The 19,381-nt window shown below is 53.9% G+C and carries 24 protein-coding genes; 10 read left to right on the top strand and 14 right to left on the bottom strand.

Annotation, left to right across the window (positions count from 1 at the left end; genetic code table 11):
- Positions 1 to 9: 9 nt before the first annotated feature.
- The 7 genes from HHI26_RS17155 to flgB all read right to left on the bottom strand — a co-directional run bounded on the left by HHI26_RS17155 (position 10) and on the right by flgB (position 5,115).
- Positions 10 to 711: a flagellar basal body L-ring protein FlgH gene (locus HHI26_RS17155; protein ID WP_133842804.1), complete on the bottom strand. Its 702-nt coding sequence runs from the start codon at positions 709 to 711 to the stop codon at positions 10 to 12.
- 86 nt (positions 712 to 797) lie between these two features.
- A complete protein-coding gene (flgG, locus tag HHI26_RS17150; RefSeq protein ID WP_133842802.1) occupies positions 798 to 1,580 on the bottom strand; it encodes a flagellar basal-body rod protein FlgG in 783 nt (260 codons plus the stop codon).
- 15 nt (positions 1,581 to 1,595) lie between these two features.
- Positions 1,596 to 2,351: a flagellar basal body rod protein FlgF gene (locus tag HHI26_RS17145; protein ID WP_133842800.1), complete on the bottom strand. Its 756-nt coding sequence runs from the start codon at positions 2,349 to 2,351 to the stop codon at positions 1,596 to 1,598.
- A gap of 21 nt (positions 2,352 to 2,372) precedes the next feature.
- Positions 2,373 to 3,581 carry a flagellar hook protein FlgE gene (gene flgE, locus HHI26_RS17140; protein ID WP_133842798.1) on the bottom strand — a complete coding sequence of 403 codons (1,209 nt, stop codon included), beginning with the start codon at positions 3,579 to 3,581 and terminating at the stop codon, positions 2,373 to 2,375.
- 30 nt (positions 3,582 to 3,611) lie between these two features.
- Positions 3,612 to 4,283 (bottom strand): flagellar hook assembly protein FlgD, encoded by a 672-nt coding sequence (gene flgD, locus HHI26_RS17135; protein WP_133842796.1) that lies wholly within the window; start codon positions 4,281 to 4,283, stop codon positions 3,612 to 3,614.
- Between the two features lie 11 nt (positions 4,284 to 4,294).
- Positions 4,295 to 4,699, bottom strand: a complete 405-nt coding sequence (gene flgC, locus HHI26_RS17130) for a flagellar basal body rod protein FlgC (protein WP_062743747.1) — start codon at positions 4,697 to 4,699, stop codon at positions 4,295 to 4,297.
- Between the two features lie 2 nt (positions 4,700 to 4,701).
- Positions 4,702 to 5,115: a flagellar basal body rod protein FlgB gene (gene flgB / locus HHI26_RS17125; RefSeq protein WP_062743748.1), complete on the bottom strand. Its 414-nt coding sequence runs from the start codon at positions 5,113 to 5,115 to the stop codon at positions 4,702 to 4,704.
- 156 nt (positions 5,116 to 5,271) lie between these two features.
- On the opposite strand from flgB, the gene flgA reads away from it, so the two are divergent.
- The 3 genes from flgA to flgN all read left to right on the top strand — a co-directional run bounded on the left by flgA (position 5,272) and on the right by flgN (position 6,783).
- The gene (flgA, locus tag HHI26_RS17120) at positions 5,272 to 5,940 is read left to right on the top strand and encodes a flagellar basal body P-ring formation chaperone FlgA (protein WP_171149404.1); all 669 of its coding nucleotides are present in this window, start codon (positions 5,272 to 5,274) and stop codon (positions 5,938 to 5,940) included.
- A gap of 105 nt (positions 5,941 to 6,045) precedes the next feature.
- Positions 6,046 to 6,348 carry a flagellar biosynthesis anti-sigma factor FlgM gene (gene flgM / locus HHI26_RS17115; RefSeq protein ID WP_133842792.1) on the top strand — a complete coding sequence of 101 codons (303 nt, stop codon included), beginning with the start codon at positions 6,046 to 6,048 and terminating at the stop codon, positions 6,346 to 6,348.
- Positions 6,349 to 6,351: 3 nt separating this feature from the next.
- On the top strand, positions 6,352 to 6,783 hold the full coding sequence (flgN, locus tag HHI26_RS17110; RefSeq protein ID WP_133842791.1) for a flagellar export chaperone FlgN: 432 nt from the start codon (positions 6,352 to 6,354) through the stop codon (positions 6,781 to 6,783).
- Between the two features lie 72 nt (positions 6,784 to 6,855).
- Here the strand turns inward: flgN and murJ are convergent, their stop codons facing one another.
- From murJ to rimJ, 4 genes are all read right to left on the bottom strand, one after another.
- Positions 6,856 to 8,394 (bottom strand): murein biosynthesis integral membrane protein MurJ, encoded by a 1,539-nt coding sequence (gene murJ, locus HHI26_RS17105; protein WP_167864383.1) that lies wholly within the window; start codon positions 8,392 to 8,394, stop codon positions 6,856 to 6,858.
- Positions 8,395 to 8,536: 142 nt separating this feature from the next.
- A complete protein-coding gene (locus HHI26_RS17100) occupies positions 8,537 to 9,460 on the bottom strand; it encodes a Gfo/Idh/MocA family oxidoreductase (RefSeq protein WP_133842787.1) in 924 nt (307 codons plus the stop codon).
- On the bottom strand, positions 9,457 to 10,110 hold the full coding sequence (locus tag HHI26_RS17095) for a DUF480 domain-containing protein (RefSeq protein WP_159337079.1): 654 nt from the start codon (positions 10,108 to 10,110) through the stop codon (positions 9,457 to 9,459). Before HHI26_RS17095 ends, HHI26_RS17100 begins: the two co-directional genes overlap by 4 nt.
- 7 nt (positions 10,111 to 10,117) lie before the next feature.
- Positions 10,118 to 10,711: a ribosomal protein S5-alanine N-acetyltransferase gene (gene rimJ, locus HHI26_RS17090; protein WP_159337080.1), complete on the bottom strand. Its 594-nt coding sequence runs from the start codon at positions 10,709 to 10,711 to the stop codon at positions 10,118 to 10,120.
- A gap of 268 nt (positions 10,712 to 10,979) precedes the next feature.
- Here rimJ and grxB point away from each other — a divergent pair, with 268 nt between their 5' ends.
- The 7 genes from grxB (at position 10,980) to solA (ending at position 16,034) form a co-directional block, all read left to right on the top strand.
- A complete protein-coding gene (grxB, locus tag HHI26_RS17085; RefSeq protein WP_133842781.1) occupies positions 10,980 to 11,627 on the top strand; it encodes a glutaredoxin 2 in 648 nt (215 codons plus the stop codon).
- Between the two features lie 153 nt (positions 11,628 to 11,780).
- Positions 11,781 to 12,344 (top strand): lipoprotein, encoded by a 564-nt coding sequence (locus HHI26_RS17080; RefSeq protein ID WP_133842779.1) that lies wholly within the window; start codon positions 11,781 to 11,783, stop codon positions 12,342 to 12,344.
- Between the two features lie 137 nt (positions 12,345 to 12,481).
- Positions 12,482 to 13,534, top strand: coding sequence for a dihydroorotase (pyrC, locus tag HHI26_RS17075; RefSeq protein WP_133842777.1), 1,053 nt, complete (start codon positions 12,482 to 12,484; stop codon positions 13,532 to 13,534).
- Between the two features lie 89 nt (positions 13,535 to 13,623).
- Complete coding sequence (gene dinI, locus HHI26_RS17070; protein WP_133842775.1) at positions 13,624 to 13,866, top strand: DNA damage-inducible protein I; 243 nt, start codon at positions 13,624 to 13,626, stop codon at positions 13,864 to 13,866.
- Between the two features lie 182 nt (positions 13,867 to 14,048).
- Positions 14,049 to 14,321, top strand: coding sequence for a hypothetical protein (locus tag HHI26_RS17065; protein WP_133842773.1), 273 nt, complete (start codon positions 14,049 to 14,051; stop codon positions 14,319 to 14,321).
- 236 nt (positions 14,322 to 14,557) lie between these two features.
- Positions 14,558 to 14,812, top strand: coding sequence for a biofilm formation regulator BssS (gene bssS / locus HHI26_RS17060; protein WP_133842771.1), 255 nt, complete (start codon positions 14,558 to 14,560; stop codon positions 14,810 to 14,812).
- A gap of 106 nt (positions 14,813 to 14,918) precedes the next feature.
- Complete coding sequence (gene solA, locus HHI26_RS17055) at positions 14,919 to 16,034, top strand: N-methyl-L-tryptophan oxidase (protein WP_133842769.1); 1,116 nt, start codon at positions 14,919 to 14,921, stop codon at positions 16,032 to 16,034.
- Positions 16,035 to 16,149: 115 nt separating this feature from the next.
- Here the strand turns inward: solA and HHI26_RS17050 are convergent, their stop codons facing one another.
- The 3 genes from HHI26_RS17050 to HHI26_RS17040 are packed head-to-tail and all read right to left on the bottom strand — an operon-like array spanning position 16,150 to position 19,351.
- Positions 16,150 to 16,809 (bottom strand): DUF2931 family protein, encoded by a 660-nt coding sequence (locus HHI26_RS17050; RefSeq protein WP_167864382.1) that lies wholly within the window; start codon positions 16,807 to 16,809, stop codon positions 16,150 to 16,152.
- Positions 16,810 to 16,835: 26 nt separating this feature from the next.
- Positions 16,836 to 17,495 (bottom strand): DUF2931 family protein, encoded by a 660-nt coding sequence (locus HHI26_RS17045; protein ID WP_171149403.1) that lies wholly within the window; start codon positions 17,493 to 17,495, stop codon positions 16,836 to 16,838.
- Positions 17,486 to 19,351, bottom strand: coding sequence for a DUF2235 domain-containing protein (locus tag HHI26_RS17040; RefSeq protein WP_171149402.1), 1,866 nt, complete (start codon positions 19,349 to 19,351; stop codon positions 17,486 to 17,488). Before HHI26_RS17040 ends, HHI26_RS17045 begins: the two co-directional genes overlap by 10 nt.
- Positions 19,352 to 19,381: the final 30 nt, after the last annotated feature.

Raw genomic sequence — 19,381 nt, 5'->3', positions numbered from 1 at the left:
TAAAACCTCTTACATCGGTGATATGTTCAGGAAGAACCGTTGCAGCCAGCCCATATTCTGCGCCTCATTGATGTAGCCGTTACCAACGTACTCAATGCGGGCATCAGCCACCTGGGTGGAAACAACACTGTTGCTGGCGCTAATCGTGCGTGGGTTAACCACACCGGAGAAGCGGATAAACTCTGTTCCCTGATTAATTTCAATCTGTTTCTCACCGACCACATTCAGGTTGCCATTAGGCAATACCTGGTTAACGGTAACGGTGATGGTGCCGGTAAAGGTGTTATTCGCTGAAGCGCCCCCTTTTCCTGCAAAATCATTTTTCCCTTCCCCGGCGAAGGTGGCTTTGTCGCCACCCAGCAGTCCGACGAGGGCACGTGGTGTCGCGCTTAACCCGAAGCTGGAAGATCCATCACGTCCGGCATTGGCAGAAGAACTCTTACTCGCGCTGACATTTTCCTGCAGCGTGATGGTTAATGTGTCGCCAATATTACGTGGGCGGCGATCCTCGAACAGCGGCTGATAGCCGTAGTTCATCGGCATCACGCCCTGAAAAATAGAACCGTTGACCAATGCAGGTGAAGCAGGCATCGGCTGGGCCGTCGTCGAGCCTTCGACCAGTGGCTTACGGGGAACTAACGCACAACCGTTAAGCGTTAGCAGCAACGTGGCTACCAACAAACGTCCAGGCAATGAGATCTGCTGCGCCATGGATATAAACCTTTCATTACGAGAATATTGTATTAACGGGCCGGGCAAGCCCGGCACCTGTAACGGTCAATCAGTCCGTCTTACTTTTACAGCTGAGTCAGTTTCGCCAGCATCTGGTCAGAAGTACTCACGGCCTTACTGTTAATCTCATAAGCGCGCTGAGTCTGGATCATGCTGACCAATTCTTCCGCGACGTTTACGTTCGACGTTTCCACATAGCCCTGGTACAGCGTACCGGCACCGTTGTTGCCCGGGTTACTTTCCGTTGGCGCACCGGATGCCTGTGTTTCCTGGTAAAGGTTTTCACCCATACTTTCCAGACCGGCATCGTTGACAAACGTGCTCAACGTCAGCTGCCCTACCTGAACCGGGTTAGTCTGGCCCTGCTGGGTCACACTCACCACACCATCACGACTGACGGTCATGCTCAGGGCGTTTGGCGGGATCGTGATAGCGGGCTGAACCGGGAAACCACCGTTGGTGACCAGCTGGCCATTCTGATCCGTCTGGAAAGAACCATCGCGGGTATACGCGGTGGTGCCATCCGGCATCTGAATCGAGAAGAAGCCCTGGCCACTGATCGCCACATCCTTAGATGAGCTGGTCTGCGACAGGTTACCCTGATTATGCAGGCGCTCTGTGGCCACCGGACGCACACCCGTACCGATCTGCAAACCGGAAGGCAGCGTGGTCTGTTCTGATGACTGCGCGCCTGGCTGACGCATCGTCTGGTACATCAGGTCTTCAAAAACCGCACGCTGGCGTTTAAAACCGTTGGTGCTCACGTTTGCCAGGTTGTTGGCAATAACGTCCATATTGGTCTGCTGGGCGTCAAGGCCGGTTTTGGCAATCCATAGAGAACGGATCATGTGTTATTCCTCTGATCAGCCCATTGACAGCAGCTGGTTGGCTTTTTGTTCGTTTTCATCGACGCTGGAAATCACTTTCATCTGCATCTCGAAACGACGGGCATTGGCAATCATGTCCACCATGGTCTGCGTGCTGCTGACGTTGCTGCCTTCCAGCACGCCCGGCATCACTTTCATGGTGGCATCGATAGGTAACGTGGCACCGCGTTGGGCCACCGCACTGGCTGAGACGCGGAACATACCGTCATCACCGCGCGTCAGCTCACTGCCAGTAGCTTGTACCAGCTTGAGCCTGCCCAACTGCACCGTCGCATTCGGCGCATCGCCCGGATTCAGCGCAGTAATAGAACCGTCAGCCGCGATGGTGAGTTCAGCGCCCTGCGGCACCGCAATCGGTCCGCCGTCACCCATCACCACGTTGCCCTGTACGGTAAGTTGCCCGGCAGGGCTGACTTCCATATTCCCGTTGCGGGTATAGGCTTCGGTGCCGTCGGCAGTCTGCACTGCCAGCCAGCCGTCACCCTGCATCGCCACGTCCAGCGCACGCTCGGTGTAATCCAGCGCGCCCTGGGTCATATCTGCTCCCGGCGTCGACGCCGTGACCAGCGTACGGGTAGGCAATGACAACCCTTCCACCGGCACCGCACGCGCAGCACTGAGCTGCGCACGGAAGCCCGGCGTTGCGGCGTTGGCCAGATTGGCCGCCGTCACTGCCTGCTGATCGAGGGTCTGACTGGCAGCCCCCATTGCGGTATATATTGCGTGATCCATAGGGCCGTCCTGTTAACCGAATTAGCGCAGGTTGACCAGTGTATTAAGAATCTGGTCCTGAGTTTTGATGGTCTGCGCATTCGACTGGTAGTTACGCTGCGCAACGATCATATTCACCAGCTCTTTACTCAGGTCCACGTTTGAGGATTCCAGCGCACCCGCGGTCAGCGTACCGAGGTTACCGGTGCCGGCGATGCCGGTCAGTGCCTGACCAGAAGACGCCGTCGCAGACCAGACGTTGTTACCTTCTGATTTCAGGCCTTCCGGGTTTGCGAAGTTAGCCAGCACGATCTGACCCAGAACCTGAGTCTGTTCGTTGGAGTAGGTTCCGACCAGGGTGCCATCATCGTTAATCTGATAGCTGGTCAGTTCACCCGGTTTGTAACCATTCTGGGTCGGGTTACCGAAGGTGCTGGTACCGTTGTTCTGTTGCAGGCTGCCGGTAATATCGACAGTCAGGTTGGTCGGGCCTGCTGAACCGTTCAACGCGCCCATGGTGAAGGCCACCATGCCACTCGCTGGGGTGGTCAGATTACCGCTGGTGTCAAAGACCAGCGGAGTAGCCGTACCCGTGGTACCGGTTGAAGCATCAACCGGAGTGACCGTCCAGTTGTTATCAGCCGTCTTATTGAAGTACAGATTGATGGTATGTGAGTTACCCAGTGAATCGTATGTGGTCATTGACGACTTGGCGTTATAAGTCGTTGGATCGGTAATATCTAAGTCTGCAACAGCCAGAACGCTATCCGTCGAATTCAGGTTCGCAGTCATGGAGGCAGTGGTAGTTGCTTTCGCTGACATCGCGGTGGTTGGCACGCTCAATCCTACCGGGTTAGCACCGGTCTGGATGGTTGGCGGGGTACCGGTGGCCGGATAACCGGTCAGCTGCAAGCCCTGCATGTTAACGATATTACGATCTGCATCCAGCGTGAACTGGCCGTTACGGCTGTAATACACCGCACCAGTGGTGTCCGCCATACGGAAGAAGCCCTGCTGGCTGATCGCCACATCAAGACCACGGCTGGTGGTGGTAGTGGTACCGTCGTTAAAGTCCTGTACCACGGCCGCAACCTTAGTACCCAGACCCACTTTAGAACCGGCAAACATATCAGCAAACGCGACGGTGCTGGATTTAAAGCCCGAGGTGGCGGAGTTGGAAATGTTGTTACCAATAACGTCGAGGTTGCTGGATGCTGCGTTTAAGCCGCTGACTGCCTGTGAAAAGCCCATGTTGTCACTCCTGAAGCATAAATTAGTGGATTAAATAATCTGACGTACGTTTTCCAGGGTGGTCGTCCCCATGGTGCCCAGGTCAAGTACAGCACCCGTCGCGCTACTGCTGACGCCGCTCACGTAGGCGTAATTCAGCGGCTGTGCAACCAGCTGACCGGTGGCATTACTGGCGCTGATTGAAACGGTGTATTTACCGTCGGCCGCGACGCTACCATCGGCGGCTTTCCCATCCCACTGGAAGGTATGCACACCGGCGGTTTGAGCGCCCAGGTCAATGGTCTGGATCACGGCACCGCTGCCATCTTTAATGGTGGCGGTGGTCGCAGTGGAAGCCTGCCCCAGTTCCACACCAAACGGCGTGGAGGTGCTGTTGCCGACCAGCACCTGTGAACCATTGACCATCACGCCGTGACCGATAAGGGTCGAGGCCTGCAAGGACTGGCCCGAGGTAATCTGACCGGAAATCGATCCCAGCGTGGTATTCAGTTTCTCAATACCACTGAGGGTATTGATCTGTGCCAGCTGCGAGGTCAGTTGACTGTTATCCATCGGATTGGTCGGGTCCTGATTCTGCAACTGGGTGACCAGCAGCGTCAGGAAGTTACTCTGCAAGTCCGCCGCTGACGTATCAGAAGAAGACGAGGAAGATTGCAGCGTTGTGGTGGCCTGCTTTTCATTTACACCAACAGCAATACTCATCGGGAAGCTCCTTATTGACCCATGGTTAAGGTTTTCAACATCATCTGTTTAACGGTGTTTAAAACCTCAACATTGGCCTGGTAACTGCGCGAGGCCGACATGGTGTTCACCGTTTCTCCTACTACATCCACATTGGGCATTTTCACGTAACCTTTGGCATCGGCCATCGGGTTACCGGGCTCATACACCAGACGCGCCGGGGCAGGATCATCGATCACCTGCGCCACTTTCACGCCGCCGGTCGGGGACCCCGGTGCCGCGTCGGTTTGAAACACCACCTGTTTCGCTACATAGGGCTGACCATCCGGCCCGGTAACGCTGTCGGCGTTGGCCAGGTTACTGGCGCTGACGTTAAGACGCTGTGATTGTGCAGCCATTGCCGAACCGGCAATATTAAAAATATTTAAAAGTGCCATCGTTATTGCCCCTGTAGCACAGACATCATGCCTTTAATCTGACTGCTGATAGCCATCAAATCCGTCTGATATTTCAGACTGTTATCGGCAAACTCTGTGCGTTCGCGGTCCATATCTACCGTGTTACCGTCCAGCGCAGGCTGGTCAGGAATGCGGTACATCAGGTCCATCGAAGGCGGTTGAAGATTTTCCGCAGGAATATGGCGTGCCGACGTCACCGCCAGCGACAGCCCGGAACCCTGCGCCCGCCCTTGTTCCAGCACCTTATTCATCTGGCTGGCGAAATCGATATCGCGTGCCTGATAGCCCGGCGTGTCAGCATTGGCGATATTGGATGCCAGGATTTCCTGTCGCTGTGCACGCAGGTTCAGGGCTTCGGTGTTAAACCGTAGTGCTGCGTCCAGTTTGTCGAGCATGCGTCCTCCGCAAGTGAGAATTTAGAGCTGACAGCATAATCTCGTGGGGGAAAGGGCTATCGTTTGAATAGCGCTAAAAACCGTCGCTAATTTGCGCCTTGACAATATGCATCTGAGGGTAGAATCGGTGCCATGTTGAAATTAAGGGGGTCTCTGATGCGAGGATTCACACGACTACTGGCCGTTTTAGTGGCTCTGATAAGCGTCTCTGCCAGTGCTGTCGACCTTAACGCACAGCTCAATGAATTTTTTAAAAATCGCTATGGGCAAAGTGGTCAGTCTGCCGATAACCTCACCGTGGTGGTGAAAACTCCGCAGACGATGTGGCCTGCCTGTGAGCAACCGCAGTTCTCACTGCCGGGTAACAGCCGCATGTGGGGAAACATCAGCGTTGCCGCCAATTGCGATCAGAATCGACGTTATATTCAGGTACAGGTTCAGGTCAGCGGTCAGTATCTGGTTGCTACTCGCCAGGTGCCGCGCGGCGCGACGATCTCCGCCAGCGATATGCGAATGGAGCAGGGCCGACTGGATACCCTGCCCGCCCGCACCCTGACGAGCCCCGCGGACGCGGTCGGTGCTATTGCCCTGCGCGATATCAATCCCGGTCAGCCCGTCACACTGATGATGATGCGCCAACCGTGGCGAGTGAAAGCAGGCCAGATGGTTACCGTTACCGCCAGCGGTGAAGGGTTTAATATCAGCAGCGAAGGCAAGGCAATGAACAATGCCACGTCCATGCAACCGGTCAGAGTTCGGATGAGTTCAGGGCAAATCGTGATGGGTAAGGTCGACGCTAATGGGAATATTCTGATATCGCTATAAACCACTAAAGAAGGCTACAGTTCTGCCGATAGTGTTAATAACGGTCATTGTACTATTAGAATATTGAACATCAGGTTGTGAGAACCTGAGTTAACAGGAGCGCATATGAGCATCGACAGAACCCAGGCATTGAAACCGGCAAGCACTGTACAGTCACGTGATACCAATGATGTTGCCCAGCCAAAAGCACGTGCAGCAGAAAGCAAGACCACTGAAACCACAACCGGTACTCAGGTTATTCTCAGCGGCGCGCAGTCACAGTTGAGCAAAGCCAGCTCACAGGACATTAATACGGCTCGCGTTGAAGAGCTGAAGAACGCAATTCGCAACGGCGAACTGAAGATGGACACCGGCAAAATTGCCGACGCACTGATTCAGGAAGCTAAAGACTCACTGCAAGGTAATTAACCCATGGATAAGCTGCAAAACGCACTTGATAAAATGCTTGAAGTTCTTTCGTCGCTGGCCGATGTCATGAATGCGGAGCAAGAACAGCTCTCGGCAGGTCAGGTCAACAGCAGCTTATTGCAACGGATTACCGAGGATAAAAGCTCTTTACTGGCTACCCTCAATTTCCTGGAAGATATGCGTCGTGACGCCGAAAAAGTCACTGGTATGCATGTGCCTTACAGCCAGCACCCGGCACTTGCACGGCGCTGGGCGGCTATTCAGGAACAGACGGTAAAACTGCGTGATACCAATTTACATAACGGTATGTTGCTCAACCATCAGATCAGTCATAACGAGCATGCGCTGCAAGTCTTGAAGCCTTATCAGTCACAAAAATTTTATGGCCCTGACGGACATGCGATTACCAGCGCTCCGGTAAGTCGCAAAGCATAATATCCGTCAACCCGTGTTCGACTTTACCCCGCTGCGCCCTTGCGCTGCGGGGTTTTTCTGTTTGTTATTCTCTTACTGCGCCGTTCGGCGAGAGAAGTGACGCGGGCGGAAACCAAGAGCACCCAACACAACAAAATAGACACCCCCTCCCACCGCGCAGACCGCGGCCAGACGCAGCAAACGCGACAACATATTGCCGCTGGCCCAGTCAGGCATCACGTACATCATGCCCAGCAGCGCCGCTGCCATCACAACAACAGCAATCCCCAGACGCATCAGGAAACTGAACCAGCCCGGCTGCGGCTGGAAAATATCCTGCTTACGCAGTTGCCAGTAGAGCAGCGCGGCGTTAAGACAGGCAGCCAGACCGATAGACAGCGACAGCCCGGCGTGTTTCAGCGGGCCGATAAACGCCAGGTTCATCACCTGCGTGGCCAGCAGCGTAAACAGCGCAATCTTCACCGGGGTTTTGATGTTCTGTCGCGAGTAAAAACCCGGCGCCAGCACCTTAACCACAATCAGCCCCATCAGTCCGACCGAATAAGCCACCAGCGCCCGCTGCGTCATGGCGGCGTCAAATGCGCTGAACTTGCCGTACTGGAAGAGCGACACGGTGAGCGGTTTCGCCAGAATCCCCAGCGCTACCGCGCTGGGCAGTGCCAGCAGGAAGCAGAGGCGCAGCCCCCAGTCCATCAGTTTGGAATACTCGTCCTGGTTACCGCTGGCAAAACTCTTGGCCAGCGAAGGCAGCAGAATGGTGCCCAATGCCACGCCCAGCACCCCGGAAGGAAATTCCATCAGACGGTCAGCGTAGTACATCCACGATACCGAACCGGACACGAGGAAGGAGGCAAAGATGGTATTGATGATCAACGAAATCTGGCTGACTGACACACCGAGGATCGCCGGCCCCATCTGACGCATCACACGCCACACGCCCGCATCCTTCAGGTTAAGGCGCGGCAACACCAGCATGCCGATTTTCTTCAGATGCGGCAGCTGATAACCCAGTTGCAGCACGCCCCCCGCGACCACCGCCCATGCCAGTGCCATGACGGGAGGATGAAAGTGCGGTGCCGCAAACAGCGCAAAGCCGATCATACTGACGTTCAGTAACGTGGGCGCAAAGGCGGGAACAGAAAAACGGTTCCAGGTGTTGAGGATTGCCCCCGCCAGCGACGCCAGCGAAATCAGCAGAATATAAGGAAAGGTGACCCGCAAGAGCGAAGACGTCAGCGCAAACTTGTCCGGTGTGTCGGCAAAACCCGGGGCGGTAATCAGGATCACCCAGGGAGCCGCGAACATCCCCAGCACCGTGATAATCGCCAGAGCCAGGGTAAGCAGCCCTGACACATAGGCAATAAAGACTTTGGTCGCTTCTTCACCCTGCTTGCTTTTGTACTCCGCAAGAATCGGCACAAAGGCCTGAGAAAATGCGCCTTCGGCAAAAATACGGCGCAGCAGGTTTGGCAATTTGAAAGCAATAAAGAAGGCATCGGTCGCCATCCCCGCGCCAAACACGCGTGCCACAATGGCATCACGCACAAAGCCCAGCACACGTGAAAACAGGGTCATGGAGCTGACCGCTGCCAGTGATTTCAACAGGTTCATGTAATTCCTGATTCTGATATCCGGGAAGACCGGCTTGCGACAATCACAGCCCGATGATCTTCGGGCCATTTAAGGTGCGGATAGTCTACTGAAGTGAAAGGAAATAACCACAGTGGATTGTTACGGGGTTTGTGTTGTAAACCTATTCCCGCTCGGCATCACGCCATAATTTTTCGACCATACGCTGGGCCAGCAGCGCCTGCTCGCCGCTGATTTGCGGCATTGTCTGATTTTCCACGCAGCGGATAAAATGATGCGCTGCGCCGACAAAACCACGCTGCTCCAGCGTGCTCTGCCAGCCGGGGATGGGGTCAATACTGATCTGCCCTGCTTTCTCCTGCTGCCAGTCACGCATATCGCTGACCTGATAGACCGCCCCCTCGTCCACCGCCATCACGCGTTCCATCTGGCTGCCAGCACGACGATGCATACTGGTCGTGACCTGAACACCCGCCACGTTAAAGTGGTGTTCGGCATACAGCATCTGCCCACTGTCGTTGGTCTGCAACGTGCCACTCAACAACTTTCCTTCCCCGCCACCCAGCCACAGCACGCTGTCGACCACATGCAAATAGTCATCCAGCAAGGTGAAAAACAGATCCTGTGGCCCCACGCTATCACTGCGGTGTTTATCCATACGTATCGTCGCCGGTTGCAACAGCGCTGACTTCAACTGAAGGTAGCGTGGTGCAAAACGGCGGTTAAAGGCCACCATCAGTTTGCGTCCGCGCTTATCGGCCAGGTCCACCAGCCGCTCCGCCTCACTCAGCGTAGCCGCCAGAGGTTTATCAACGCAGACATCCACCCCGGCGCGTAACAGCCGATCGACGATCGCATAGTGGCTGGCAGTGGTGCTGTGGACAAACACGGCATCGCTGGCCGCCGCCAGATCGTCAAGGGAGCTGAGTAAGGGAATGCGATAGCTATCGCAGACCGGGCGCGCCTTTTCCTGATTCGGTGAGAACGCGCCAGCAATCTGCCAGCCATCTGTCTTCGTCAGCACCGGCAACCAGGCTTTTTGCGCAATGCCGCCCAGACCGACGATCCCCACTTTTAATGCACTCATTCTGCCTCCTGTACGGCCAGTAGCCGGGCAAGCTGCTGTTGCAGTGCCACAACCTGTTGTTCAAGGGAGGCCACCCGCGCTTCCAGCCCGCTGTCATGGTCATTAACAGGGCTGGCAGCCAGTGAACCTTCATCCACATCACCGCTAAACAGATGCATAAAGCGGCTTTCGCGTTTACCCGGTTCACGTGCCAGACGCACCACCAGTGCGCCGGATTCGCGCTGTGCCAGCCGCTCCAGCGTCTGTTCCACTTCGGATATATCGGCAAAATCATGCATACGCGTAGTGCGGGTGCGCAACTCACCCGGCGTCTGTGCGCCACGCAGCAGCAGTGTTGTGATCACTGCCACTTCGGCAGCAGTAAACTTCAACTGACCAAACTCAGAGTTACAAAAACGCTGTTCATACTTCACTACCCGGCTGCCAAAACCGTTCAACGCCGTCAGTTGGTGTTTTTTCACCAGCAAATCGAGGGTGTTCTGTACATCGCTATCGGTCAGCGACATCACCGGCTCACGGTTGGACTTCTGGTTACAGGCGGTCACGACGCCGTTAAGCGACATCGGATACTGATCCGGAGTAGTGACCTGTTTTTCCAACAGGCTGCCGATGACGCGCGCTTCAACGGCGGTAAAAGGGGTTTTGATCATCTGGGGGTTACACTCCGCGCCGGTCCGGCGTCCATTCGTGGGAGGTCAGCGCCGTCAGAACATGGTCCTGCCAGCGCCCGTCAATCAGAAGGTAATCTTTGGCGTAGCCCTCTTTTTCAAAGCCGAGGCGCGCCAGTAAACCGCCGCTACGGTGATTATGTGGCATGTAGTTGGCCATAATACGGTGAATGCGCTGCTGCCGCTGCATATAACGAATTACGCTTTGCAACGCCTCAAACATCATCCCCTGCCCCTGCCATTTTTCCCCCAGCGAATAACCGAGGTAGCAGGCATGAAATGACCCGTGCAAAATGTTGCTGAAGTTGGCCACACCGCGCACTTCATTTTCCTCCGGGTCCATCACTGCGAAATAGAATGCGCTGCCCTGCTTCTGCATTTCTGCAATCAGCCCGAGCCGCGCCTGCCAGCCGGAGGGATAACAGTGACTTTCATCACGCACGGGTTCCCAGGGTTTCAGGAACGCGCGATTTTCCGCATAGTAGTCAGCCAGTCGCCAGGCATCACGCTCATTGACAAGACGAACCACCAGTCGATCGGTCGTCAGGCGCACTTTCGGCGCAGCAGTACGGTAGCCAAACATCTTCTCTCCTGAAATCCCTGGCCGGGTGTAAGTTTGCGGGGGGGGGGGGGGATTTATCGGCGAAAAAGCACGTTATCCCCATCGCTTTACTATAACCGCCATCCGAATCCCCGGTAAAACACTGCCGATTAAAAATTCGTAAAATTGTGGAGAAAACAACGAATGTCAGGGACAGGTTTGCCCTATGGCGGGTTCTCTTCCATACTTCCTTTGTACATTCAGATAGTTGATGAGTGCTCATCATTTATCCCAATTTAAGGGGAACCGCTTGAAACTCTATATTTATGACCACTGCCCGTTCTGCGTGAAAGCCCGCATGATCTTCGGCCTGAAAAATATTCCGGTTGAACTGGTGGTGATGATGAACGATGACGAAGCCACGCCAAACCGTCTGATCGGCCAGAAAATGGCCCCGATTCTGATGAAAGAAGACGGTAGCTGCATGCCGGAAAGTCTGGATATCGTGCAGTATATTGATCGGGTGGATCATGATCCCCTGCTGACCGGTAAAACCAATCCGGCGATCAGCGACTGGCTGCGACATGTCCACACTTATGTGAATAAACTGCTGTATCCGCGCGTAGCAGAAGCCCCGTTTGCCGAGTTCGCGACCCCGGAAGCACGCAGCTATTTTAAAAACAAAAAACAGGCCGTTGCCGGTGATTTCGCTGAGCTGAGAGAACATTCAGCAGGCTGGATTAAAAACATCAATGATGACCTGCGTAAACTCGACAAGTTGATTGTTAAACCGAATGCCGTGAGCGGTGAATTGTCGCTGGACGATATCCACCTGTTCCCGCTGCTGCGTTCCCTGACGCTGGTGGCCGGGGTAGAATACCCAACCCGCGTGGCGGATTACCGCGACAATATGGCAAAACAGACCCAGATCACCCTGCTCTCCTCTTCCGCTTCCTGACCTGTCCGGGCCGTCAAACGGCGGCCCGACACATTCCGTTGTCATTTTTCCCGGTTTCTCTCAGCGTTGTCCTGGTGACGAGCAGGCGCGAGTGGTGCATGCTATCCCCCTGCTCCGGTAGGATCGACCGGTGATTTGAAACAGAGGAACATCATGAAAAAAATACTTTTTGGCCTGAGCGCTTTACTGTTAGCGGGTTTGGTCAGCGGCTGTAATGATATTGCCCAGTACAGCATCAGCGAGCAGGAAGTTAACCAGGCGCTGGTGAAACACAATAACTACGAGAAGAATATTGGTGTCTCCGGGCTGGCCGATGCGCATATTACTCTGAGCGATCTTAGCAGCCAGATTGGCCGTGAAGAACCAAACAAAATCACCCTGACGGGCAAAGCTAACGTCAACATCAGTTCCCTGTTTGGCCCACAGCAGGCAGAAATGATGTTAAAGATGAAAGCACAGCCCGTGTTTAATCAGCAGGAAGGCGCGATCTATCTGAAAGATATGGAACTGGTTGATGTGACAGTGCAGCCGGAGAAAATGGCAGGCGTACTGAAAACCCTGACACCGTATCTTAACGAGTCGTTGAAGAATTACTTTAATCAGAAACCGGCTTATGTATTAAGCACAGACCGCAGCAAAGCGGAATCGCTGGCGAAACGCTTTGCCAAAGGGCTGGAAGTAAAACCTGGTGAACTGGTGATCCCATTTACTGACTGACAGAACAAGGCGGTACGGTCTGCCCGTACCGTTTTTTATCCCGGCGCGCATAAACCTGGTGCATTCCCCCCGTTTTATCCCTATCCTTTGTACCCGGCCAAAACCTGCCCTTTTCCCACTCTGCCGGAGCACATCGCATGACCACACAACCTCAGCAATTGATTATTCGCCGCCCTGACGACTGGCACATCCACCTGCGTGATGGTGATATGCTGGAGGCGGTCGTGCCGTTTACCAGTGAGGTGTGTGGACGCGCCATTGTTATGCCAAACCTGGTGCCACCCGTCAGCAGCGTTGCTGCCGCCCGTGCCTACCGTGACCGCATTCTTGCTGCCGTTCCTGCCGGGCATCATTTTACCCCGCTGATGACCTGCTATCTTACCGACGGTCTGGACCCGGATGAGATCGAAACCGGCTTCACTGAAGGCGTGTTTACCGCCGCAAAACTCTATCCAGCGCACGCCACCACCAACTCTGCGCACGGCGTGACCAGCATTGCGTCCATTGCCCCGGTGCTGGAGCGTATGCAGAAAATTGGCATGCCGCTGCTGATCCACGGTGAAGTCACCGATGCGCATATCGATATTTTTGACCGTGAAGCGCGTTTTATTGAGACTGTGCTGCACCCGCTGCGCCTGCAATTTCCGGAGCTGAAAGTGGTGTGTGAACACATCACCACCAAAGAAGCGGCCGCGTATGTGCTGGAAGGCAATCGTTTCCTTGGTGCCACCATCACCCCTCAGCATCTGATGTTTAACCGCAACCATATGCTGGTGGGCGGTATTCGCCCCCATCTCTACTGCCTGCCCATCCTGAAGCGCAACATTCACCAGCAGGCACTGCGTGACGCGGTGGCAAGCGGTCACGACCGATTCTTCCTGGGCACCGATACGGCGCCGCATACCCGCGATCGTAAAGAAACCAGCTGCGGCTGTGCCGGGGTATTTAACGCCCCCTCAATGCTCTCCGCCTATGCCACGGTATTCGAAGAGATTGGCGCCCTGGCCCACTTTGAAGCCTTCTGCTCCGAAAATGGCCCACGTTTCTACGGCCTGCCGCTGAATCAAGGCACCGTGACACTGGTTCGTGAGCCCTGGACCGTGGCGGAATCCGTCTCCGTTGGCCGCGACGGCCACACCCTGGTACCGTTCCTGGCGGGTGAAACCCTCAACTGGAAGGTCGACATTTAATCGCGCGCCCTCCCTTGGGCAATGCGCGATAATGATTGCGCACGGTTGAATTACTGTATATATTCACAGTAATTCAACCGGAGGCTATCATGCGTATTGAAGTCACTGTAGCAAAAACCACGTCCCTGCCTGCAGGCGCTATTGATGCGCTGACGCAGGAACTCAGCAAGCGAATCGACAAACAGTTTCCAGATGGCACCAATACCATATCGGTACGCTATGCCGGAGCCAATAATCTGACGGTGATGGGCGGCGGAAAAGAAGCCAAAGATCAGATCACCGATATTTTACAGGAAACCTGGGAAAGCGCTGACGACTGGTTTATCGCCTGAGTTAATGCGGTTGTGATGTCAGGCAATACCGCTATTCCCGTTCGATTCCATAATGATTGTGCCGTTTTTGCCGGATACGCCATCCGGCTTTTTTATGTGCGCGCCTTACCGCTGAACGCTGATAGACGGCTCGGGTAGAATATCTTATTCTGAGGCTGACATTTATTACTGAGGTTTTTCCTATGGCTGCCGATAATCCAGATGAGGCAATGACGTTTGGCGAACTGCTGGCGATGATTGGTGAACAGCAACGCCGTCTGACAGTATTAGAAAATGCCTTTTCCACCCTCTCTTTCTGTCTTGATGACAAAGCTAACCAACTGTTAATACACAGTTTAAAACTTGAAGGACAGAACCAGAACTACGATGAACAGCTCCAGCAGCATTTCATCCGTCTGGCCGGGGAACTGGAAAAACGCCTGGGTGTGTTACCGATAATACCGGATGTGTCTTAAATATAACCTGTATTATCACACCTGAAATAATGCTGCCATTCATCAGCAGGGTGATTATTTTCCACCCTGCGATGCTTAATTAGCGTGCGAATAGCGCCTGATTTTTACGCAGAACGAAATTTAAGTCTGCGAACAAAAAAACTCCTGTTATAATTAGAAAGCTCTAAGAAAAAAAGCCGCATTGAACCTCGATAAAACACTTCGTTGTCATCTTTCACGAGTAATAGGGGGTTATAATGGACAGAAACAAAGAGGTCATCCAGACACATCCCCTCATCGGATGGGATATCAGTACCGTAGACAGCTATGATGCCATGATGATCCGTCTGCACTCGCTCTCTTCCGATCATCAACCGGCAGAAGATGCTGAAGTTGGTCAGACCTACTGGCTGACAACTGATGTTGCAAGGCAATTTATTTCCATTCTTGAAGCTGGCATTGCCAAAATAGAAGCCACCGAATACCAGGACCGTGATTACAAGAAGCACTAATCTGCAACTGAATCTTGTTTCCCAGGGCACCCAACAGGGTGCCTTTTTCATGTCTGCCATATTTGCTATTCTGCTTCAATTGCTTGATTAACAGAGGCTGATACTGATGGTTTACGATTTAATTGTGGTGGGCAGTGGCTCCGTCGGTGCTGCCACCGGCTGGTATGCCACGCAGGCGGGTCTGAAAGTACTGATGATTGACCGTCATCATCCGCCACACAGGGAAGGCAGCCATCATGGTGAAAGCCGCCTTATCCGCCATGCCTACGGTGAAGGTGCTCGCTATGTCCCAATGGTTCTGCGCGCCCAACAGCTGTGGGATCAACTGGAACAACAGAGCGGCGAGCGCGTCATGCAGCGCAGCGGCGTACTGAATCTTGCCCCACACCGCTCCGAATTTATTCAGAATGTTATCCAGAGCGCAGAACAGTTTGCATTAAACGTACAGATCCTGAACGAAGCAGAGATCCGTCAGCGCTGGCCGCAGATCAACGTACCGGACGGTTATATCGGCGTGTTTGAACCACAGTCGGGCTACCTGAAATCAGAGGTTGCCGTTAAGAGCTGGATCCGCATGGCGAAGGATGCCGGCTGCGCCCAGCTTTTCAACTGCGGCGTCACACAAATTGCAACCGAGGACGGCCTGCAAGCGGTCACCACCTCGGACGGCGTTTACCGTGCGCGCAAACTGCTGATCAGCGCCGGAACCTGGGTGAAAACCCTTTACCCTTCCCTGCCGGTCACCCCGGTACGAAAAGTGTTTGCGTGGCATCAGGCCGACGGTCGCTACAGCGAGGACAATAAGTTCCCGGCGTTTACCGTCGAGATGCCGGACGGCATCCACTACTATGGTTTCCCCGCCGATAACAACGCCATCAAAATCGGTAAACACGAAGGTGGGCAGCCCATTGATACGCCGGATGGACGTAAACCTTTTGGCAGCGTAGCGGAAGACGGCAGTGAGCTGTTTAACTTTATGCGCACTTTCCTGCCGGGCGTTGGCGTATGCCTGCGCGGGGAAGCCTGCACCTATGACAACACCGCGGATGAAGACTTTATTATTGATACCTTCCCCGGTGAGCCGAACCGCATGCTGATTACCGGTTTAAGCGGCCACGGTTTTAAATTCGCCAGCGTACTGGGAGAAATTGCCACCCAGTTCGCCCAGGGGAAAAGCAGCGACTTTGATTTAACGCCGTTCGCGCTGAAGCGCTTTCAGTAGTCACGGATTCAAGGCCCATGCTTTGGGTTGCGTGTTTTAGTCGTCTTACTGGACTGGCCTGCCCCCTGGCAGGCCGTCAAGATAGCGACGTCTGTTCCCGTCCCTGTTCTAAAAACTACCAGACACCATACGGATATACTTTGTCCTTAATAAATTCTTTTGTATTTTCTCCGTATTCATAACCGTTTGAAAAATTAGTTATCCCTTTGCAAATATCTAACTTATTCCCGGAGAGCGTTTTCAGGACGGACGGGGTGACACGATAATTAGGCTCAAATCCTATGCCATTAATCCAGACCGCGATTTTTCCTTCAGGGGCCAGCCCTATCTGGATACTGTCGTGATACCGGGTCTTTCCCTGATAGTCTTTATGTGTGCTGGGCTTACGCATTTTATCCACTATCTCATCGGACAATGTCAGATGAGTTTCATACACCTTTTTATCAATCACCGAGTCCCAACAGAATAAAATATGCCGGGGAGGATGCTGTACATGATTCCAGTACCCGTAAAGTGCACGCGCACTGTCGTTCCACTCATCCGTCACGTCATACAGCGCTTTGGTACTGTCGAGAGTATTAAAACGATAATCAATACCGCCCATATCAAGGATGGCGACGAACGTTACTCGTGCAGGCAGTGCTCTAGGCGTGAAAAAATTAAATTTCCACTCCGTTGGTTCCGTGTTTTGAGTCGCCTTGTTGGGTTGTCCTGCCCCCTGGCAGGCCGTCAACGTCAGTAGTGAAAGCAGCACAGCGATACGTTTTATTTCCATATTCTGTTCCCTCCCTGTTCTAAAAACTACCAGACACCATACGGATACACTTTGTTTTTAATGAACTCTGGTGTATCCCCGTAGTATTCATATCCATTTGGATGGCTGGTTATTCCTTTGCAAATATCTAATTTATCCCCGGATAACGTCTTCAGCACTGACGGCGTTATACGGTAGTTATGCTCGAAGCGGATACCATTTACCCAGACGGCCACCTTTCCTTCAGGAGCCAGCCCCATCTGTACACTGTCGTAATACGCAGCTTTACCAAGATAGTCCTTGTGTACGCTGGGCTTACGCATTTTATCCACCACATCCCAGGGGAAAGTCAGATGGGTTTCATAGACCTTTTTATCAATCACCGAATCCCAGCAAAAAATAATATGCTTGGGCGGTTTTTCAACGTGATTCCAGTGCCCGTTGACTGCCCGGGCACTGTCATTCCACTCACCCGTCACGTCATGTAACGCCTGCGTACTGTCGAGAGTATTAAACTGATAAACCGTACCGGCGGCATCCTGGACTACGACAAAGGTCACCAGGGCAGGTAACGCTTTGGGGGTGAAAAAGTTGAATTTCCACTCCGTTGGTTCCATGTTCTGAGTCGTCTTGTTGGGTTGTCCTGCCCCCTGGCAGGCCGTCAGGATCAATAGCGAAAGCAGCCCGGCAATACGTTTTATTTCCATATTCTGTTCCCGTCCATATCGTAAATCGTCCGTTGCCAGCGTTCATCCGGCCGGTTGGTAAAGGTCACCAGCTTCGCAGGCTTCACCGCCCCGGTGATCCTTCCCTGACTGTCCCGTATCACGCTGTTCCAGTTGGCTGAACAGTGAAGGTATTTTCCCGCCAGCGCAGTAATTTCCGCGGTCGTAAACTCGCTGACCGATTGACCATTGCGGACGGCGCGGCCCATCACAATGGCTTTTTTATACATGCGGTTCAACTCTTCAGGCAAGGCAAAGTCAGGGACCGTTGCATCGATAGGGTTAAACACCACCCCCGCATCCTGCGCGGCGTCGATCATCACCCGTAGCGCCACCTTTGACCAGTCATTGCGCGTCGGGCGCTCAAGAATTAGCGCGGCGCCGCTGCGCTTTTGCAGCATACCATAGCGGTCGGCGGGCATTCGGTCGTCATGCCAGGCTCTGAGTTTAATCACGTTACCCTCAAGCAGCGGCGCTATGGCCGGATAACGCGTCATGATCCCAAACTGTGCACCGGCATGACGATACGTTGCGGTCTCCTTATCAGAAACAGAAGCCAGAACCGTTTCAAACTGCGGGCGGGTGAGGAAACAGGCTTCATGCTCGTCAGGATTATACCCGCCGCCAATATCCGAATGCGCCCCGGGCAACACCAGCTCCGGCCATGCAGGTTTTACGCTGTTCAGCGCAAAGTTAAAGCGGCACTCATGCTGCGCGGTAATATGGAACACCTTCTCCGCCACGCCGGGGCGCAGCACAATATTCACCTCCCCGGTATCCGCGCTGTGCGGGTTAAAGCCGTTCACCGGCGAACCAATCCCCGCAACGGTATCGAATATCCCCAGGAAGCGGGTTTTACCGCCGGGCGTGCCATTGAACTTAACCTCACCTAATCCGGCTTTAATCGCTGCCACAATGGCATCATCCTGCTCGAACACCCGGTTGGCAAAATGCCGTGCCGCCGCTGCCCCCCGGCTAAAACCGAAGATATCAAACTGCAATTCCCTGACGATGCTGATACCGTATTCGGAGGGTTTATCTAAATGATTTTTGATAGCAACAACCAGCGCGGCGACGGCTTTATCCGTTTTTCTGACTACGCCGGTGTTGCCCCTGCCCGTTCCCACGCCATAGGCACTGTCGCCCTTGCCGCTCTCTGTACCAATCCCCTCAATATAAATCTTGATCTGACCATGCTTGTCATCATTGGGGAAACTAGTGGTATACAACCTATTCAGCCAATACACATTGGTGTAATAACCAAGATAACTTCCTGCGGCAATACCGCTATGACTCCGTTTCAGCCTTATGCACTGAGATAACGTAGATTCGGCATCCCCGTCACTCATGCCATAATGCTCGCCTGCACAGGCATTCTGACGGTCAGCACTGTTATCCGCATTATTTCCCGTCCCATCAAAAAACACCCCGATCGTCAGCGTGATTTCGCGCCGCTTTATCTTCGCGGACTGGGCGTGTTGTTGCGGTACGTCTGCCTGAGAGGGGGCGAACAGGGAGAGTTCAATCGGCTCTGGCTTGCGCTGCGTTACGCTGGCGGGTTCTTTGCCGTAACCGTCAGGAATGGAAGAAATAAACGTGGCCCTGCAGGGGCAGGAACTGACGCTGTCGAGCGTACCGGCCAGCGGCATCCCGCCCACTCTGATTTTGCCAGGCCCGCTGATGATGCTGTACGTCATACCGGGGTTCTTACCGCAGGAGACCAGACTGCCCTCCCGCGGAAGCTCCGCGCCACGCAGAAAGACGGTCGAGTGACCGCTCAGTACTTCCCCACCGCAGGTGGTTTTATCGCCGACGCGAAGAAAATAGCCCTTTGCCATATGCTGTCCTTAGCCCGTTTACGTTGAACA

This window comes from Erwinia sp. JH02 (assembly GCF_013074405.1).
Classification (GTDB): domain Bacteria; phylum Pseudomonadota; class Gammaproteobacteria; order Enterobacterales; family Enterobacteriaceae; genus Erwinia; species Erwinia rhapontici.
This window is presented reverse-complemented; position numbering and strand designations above follow the sequence as displayed.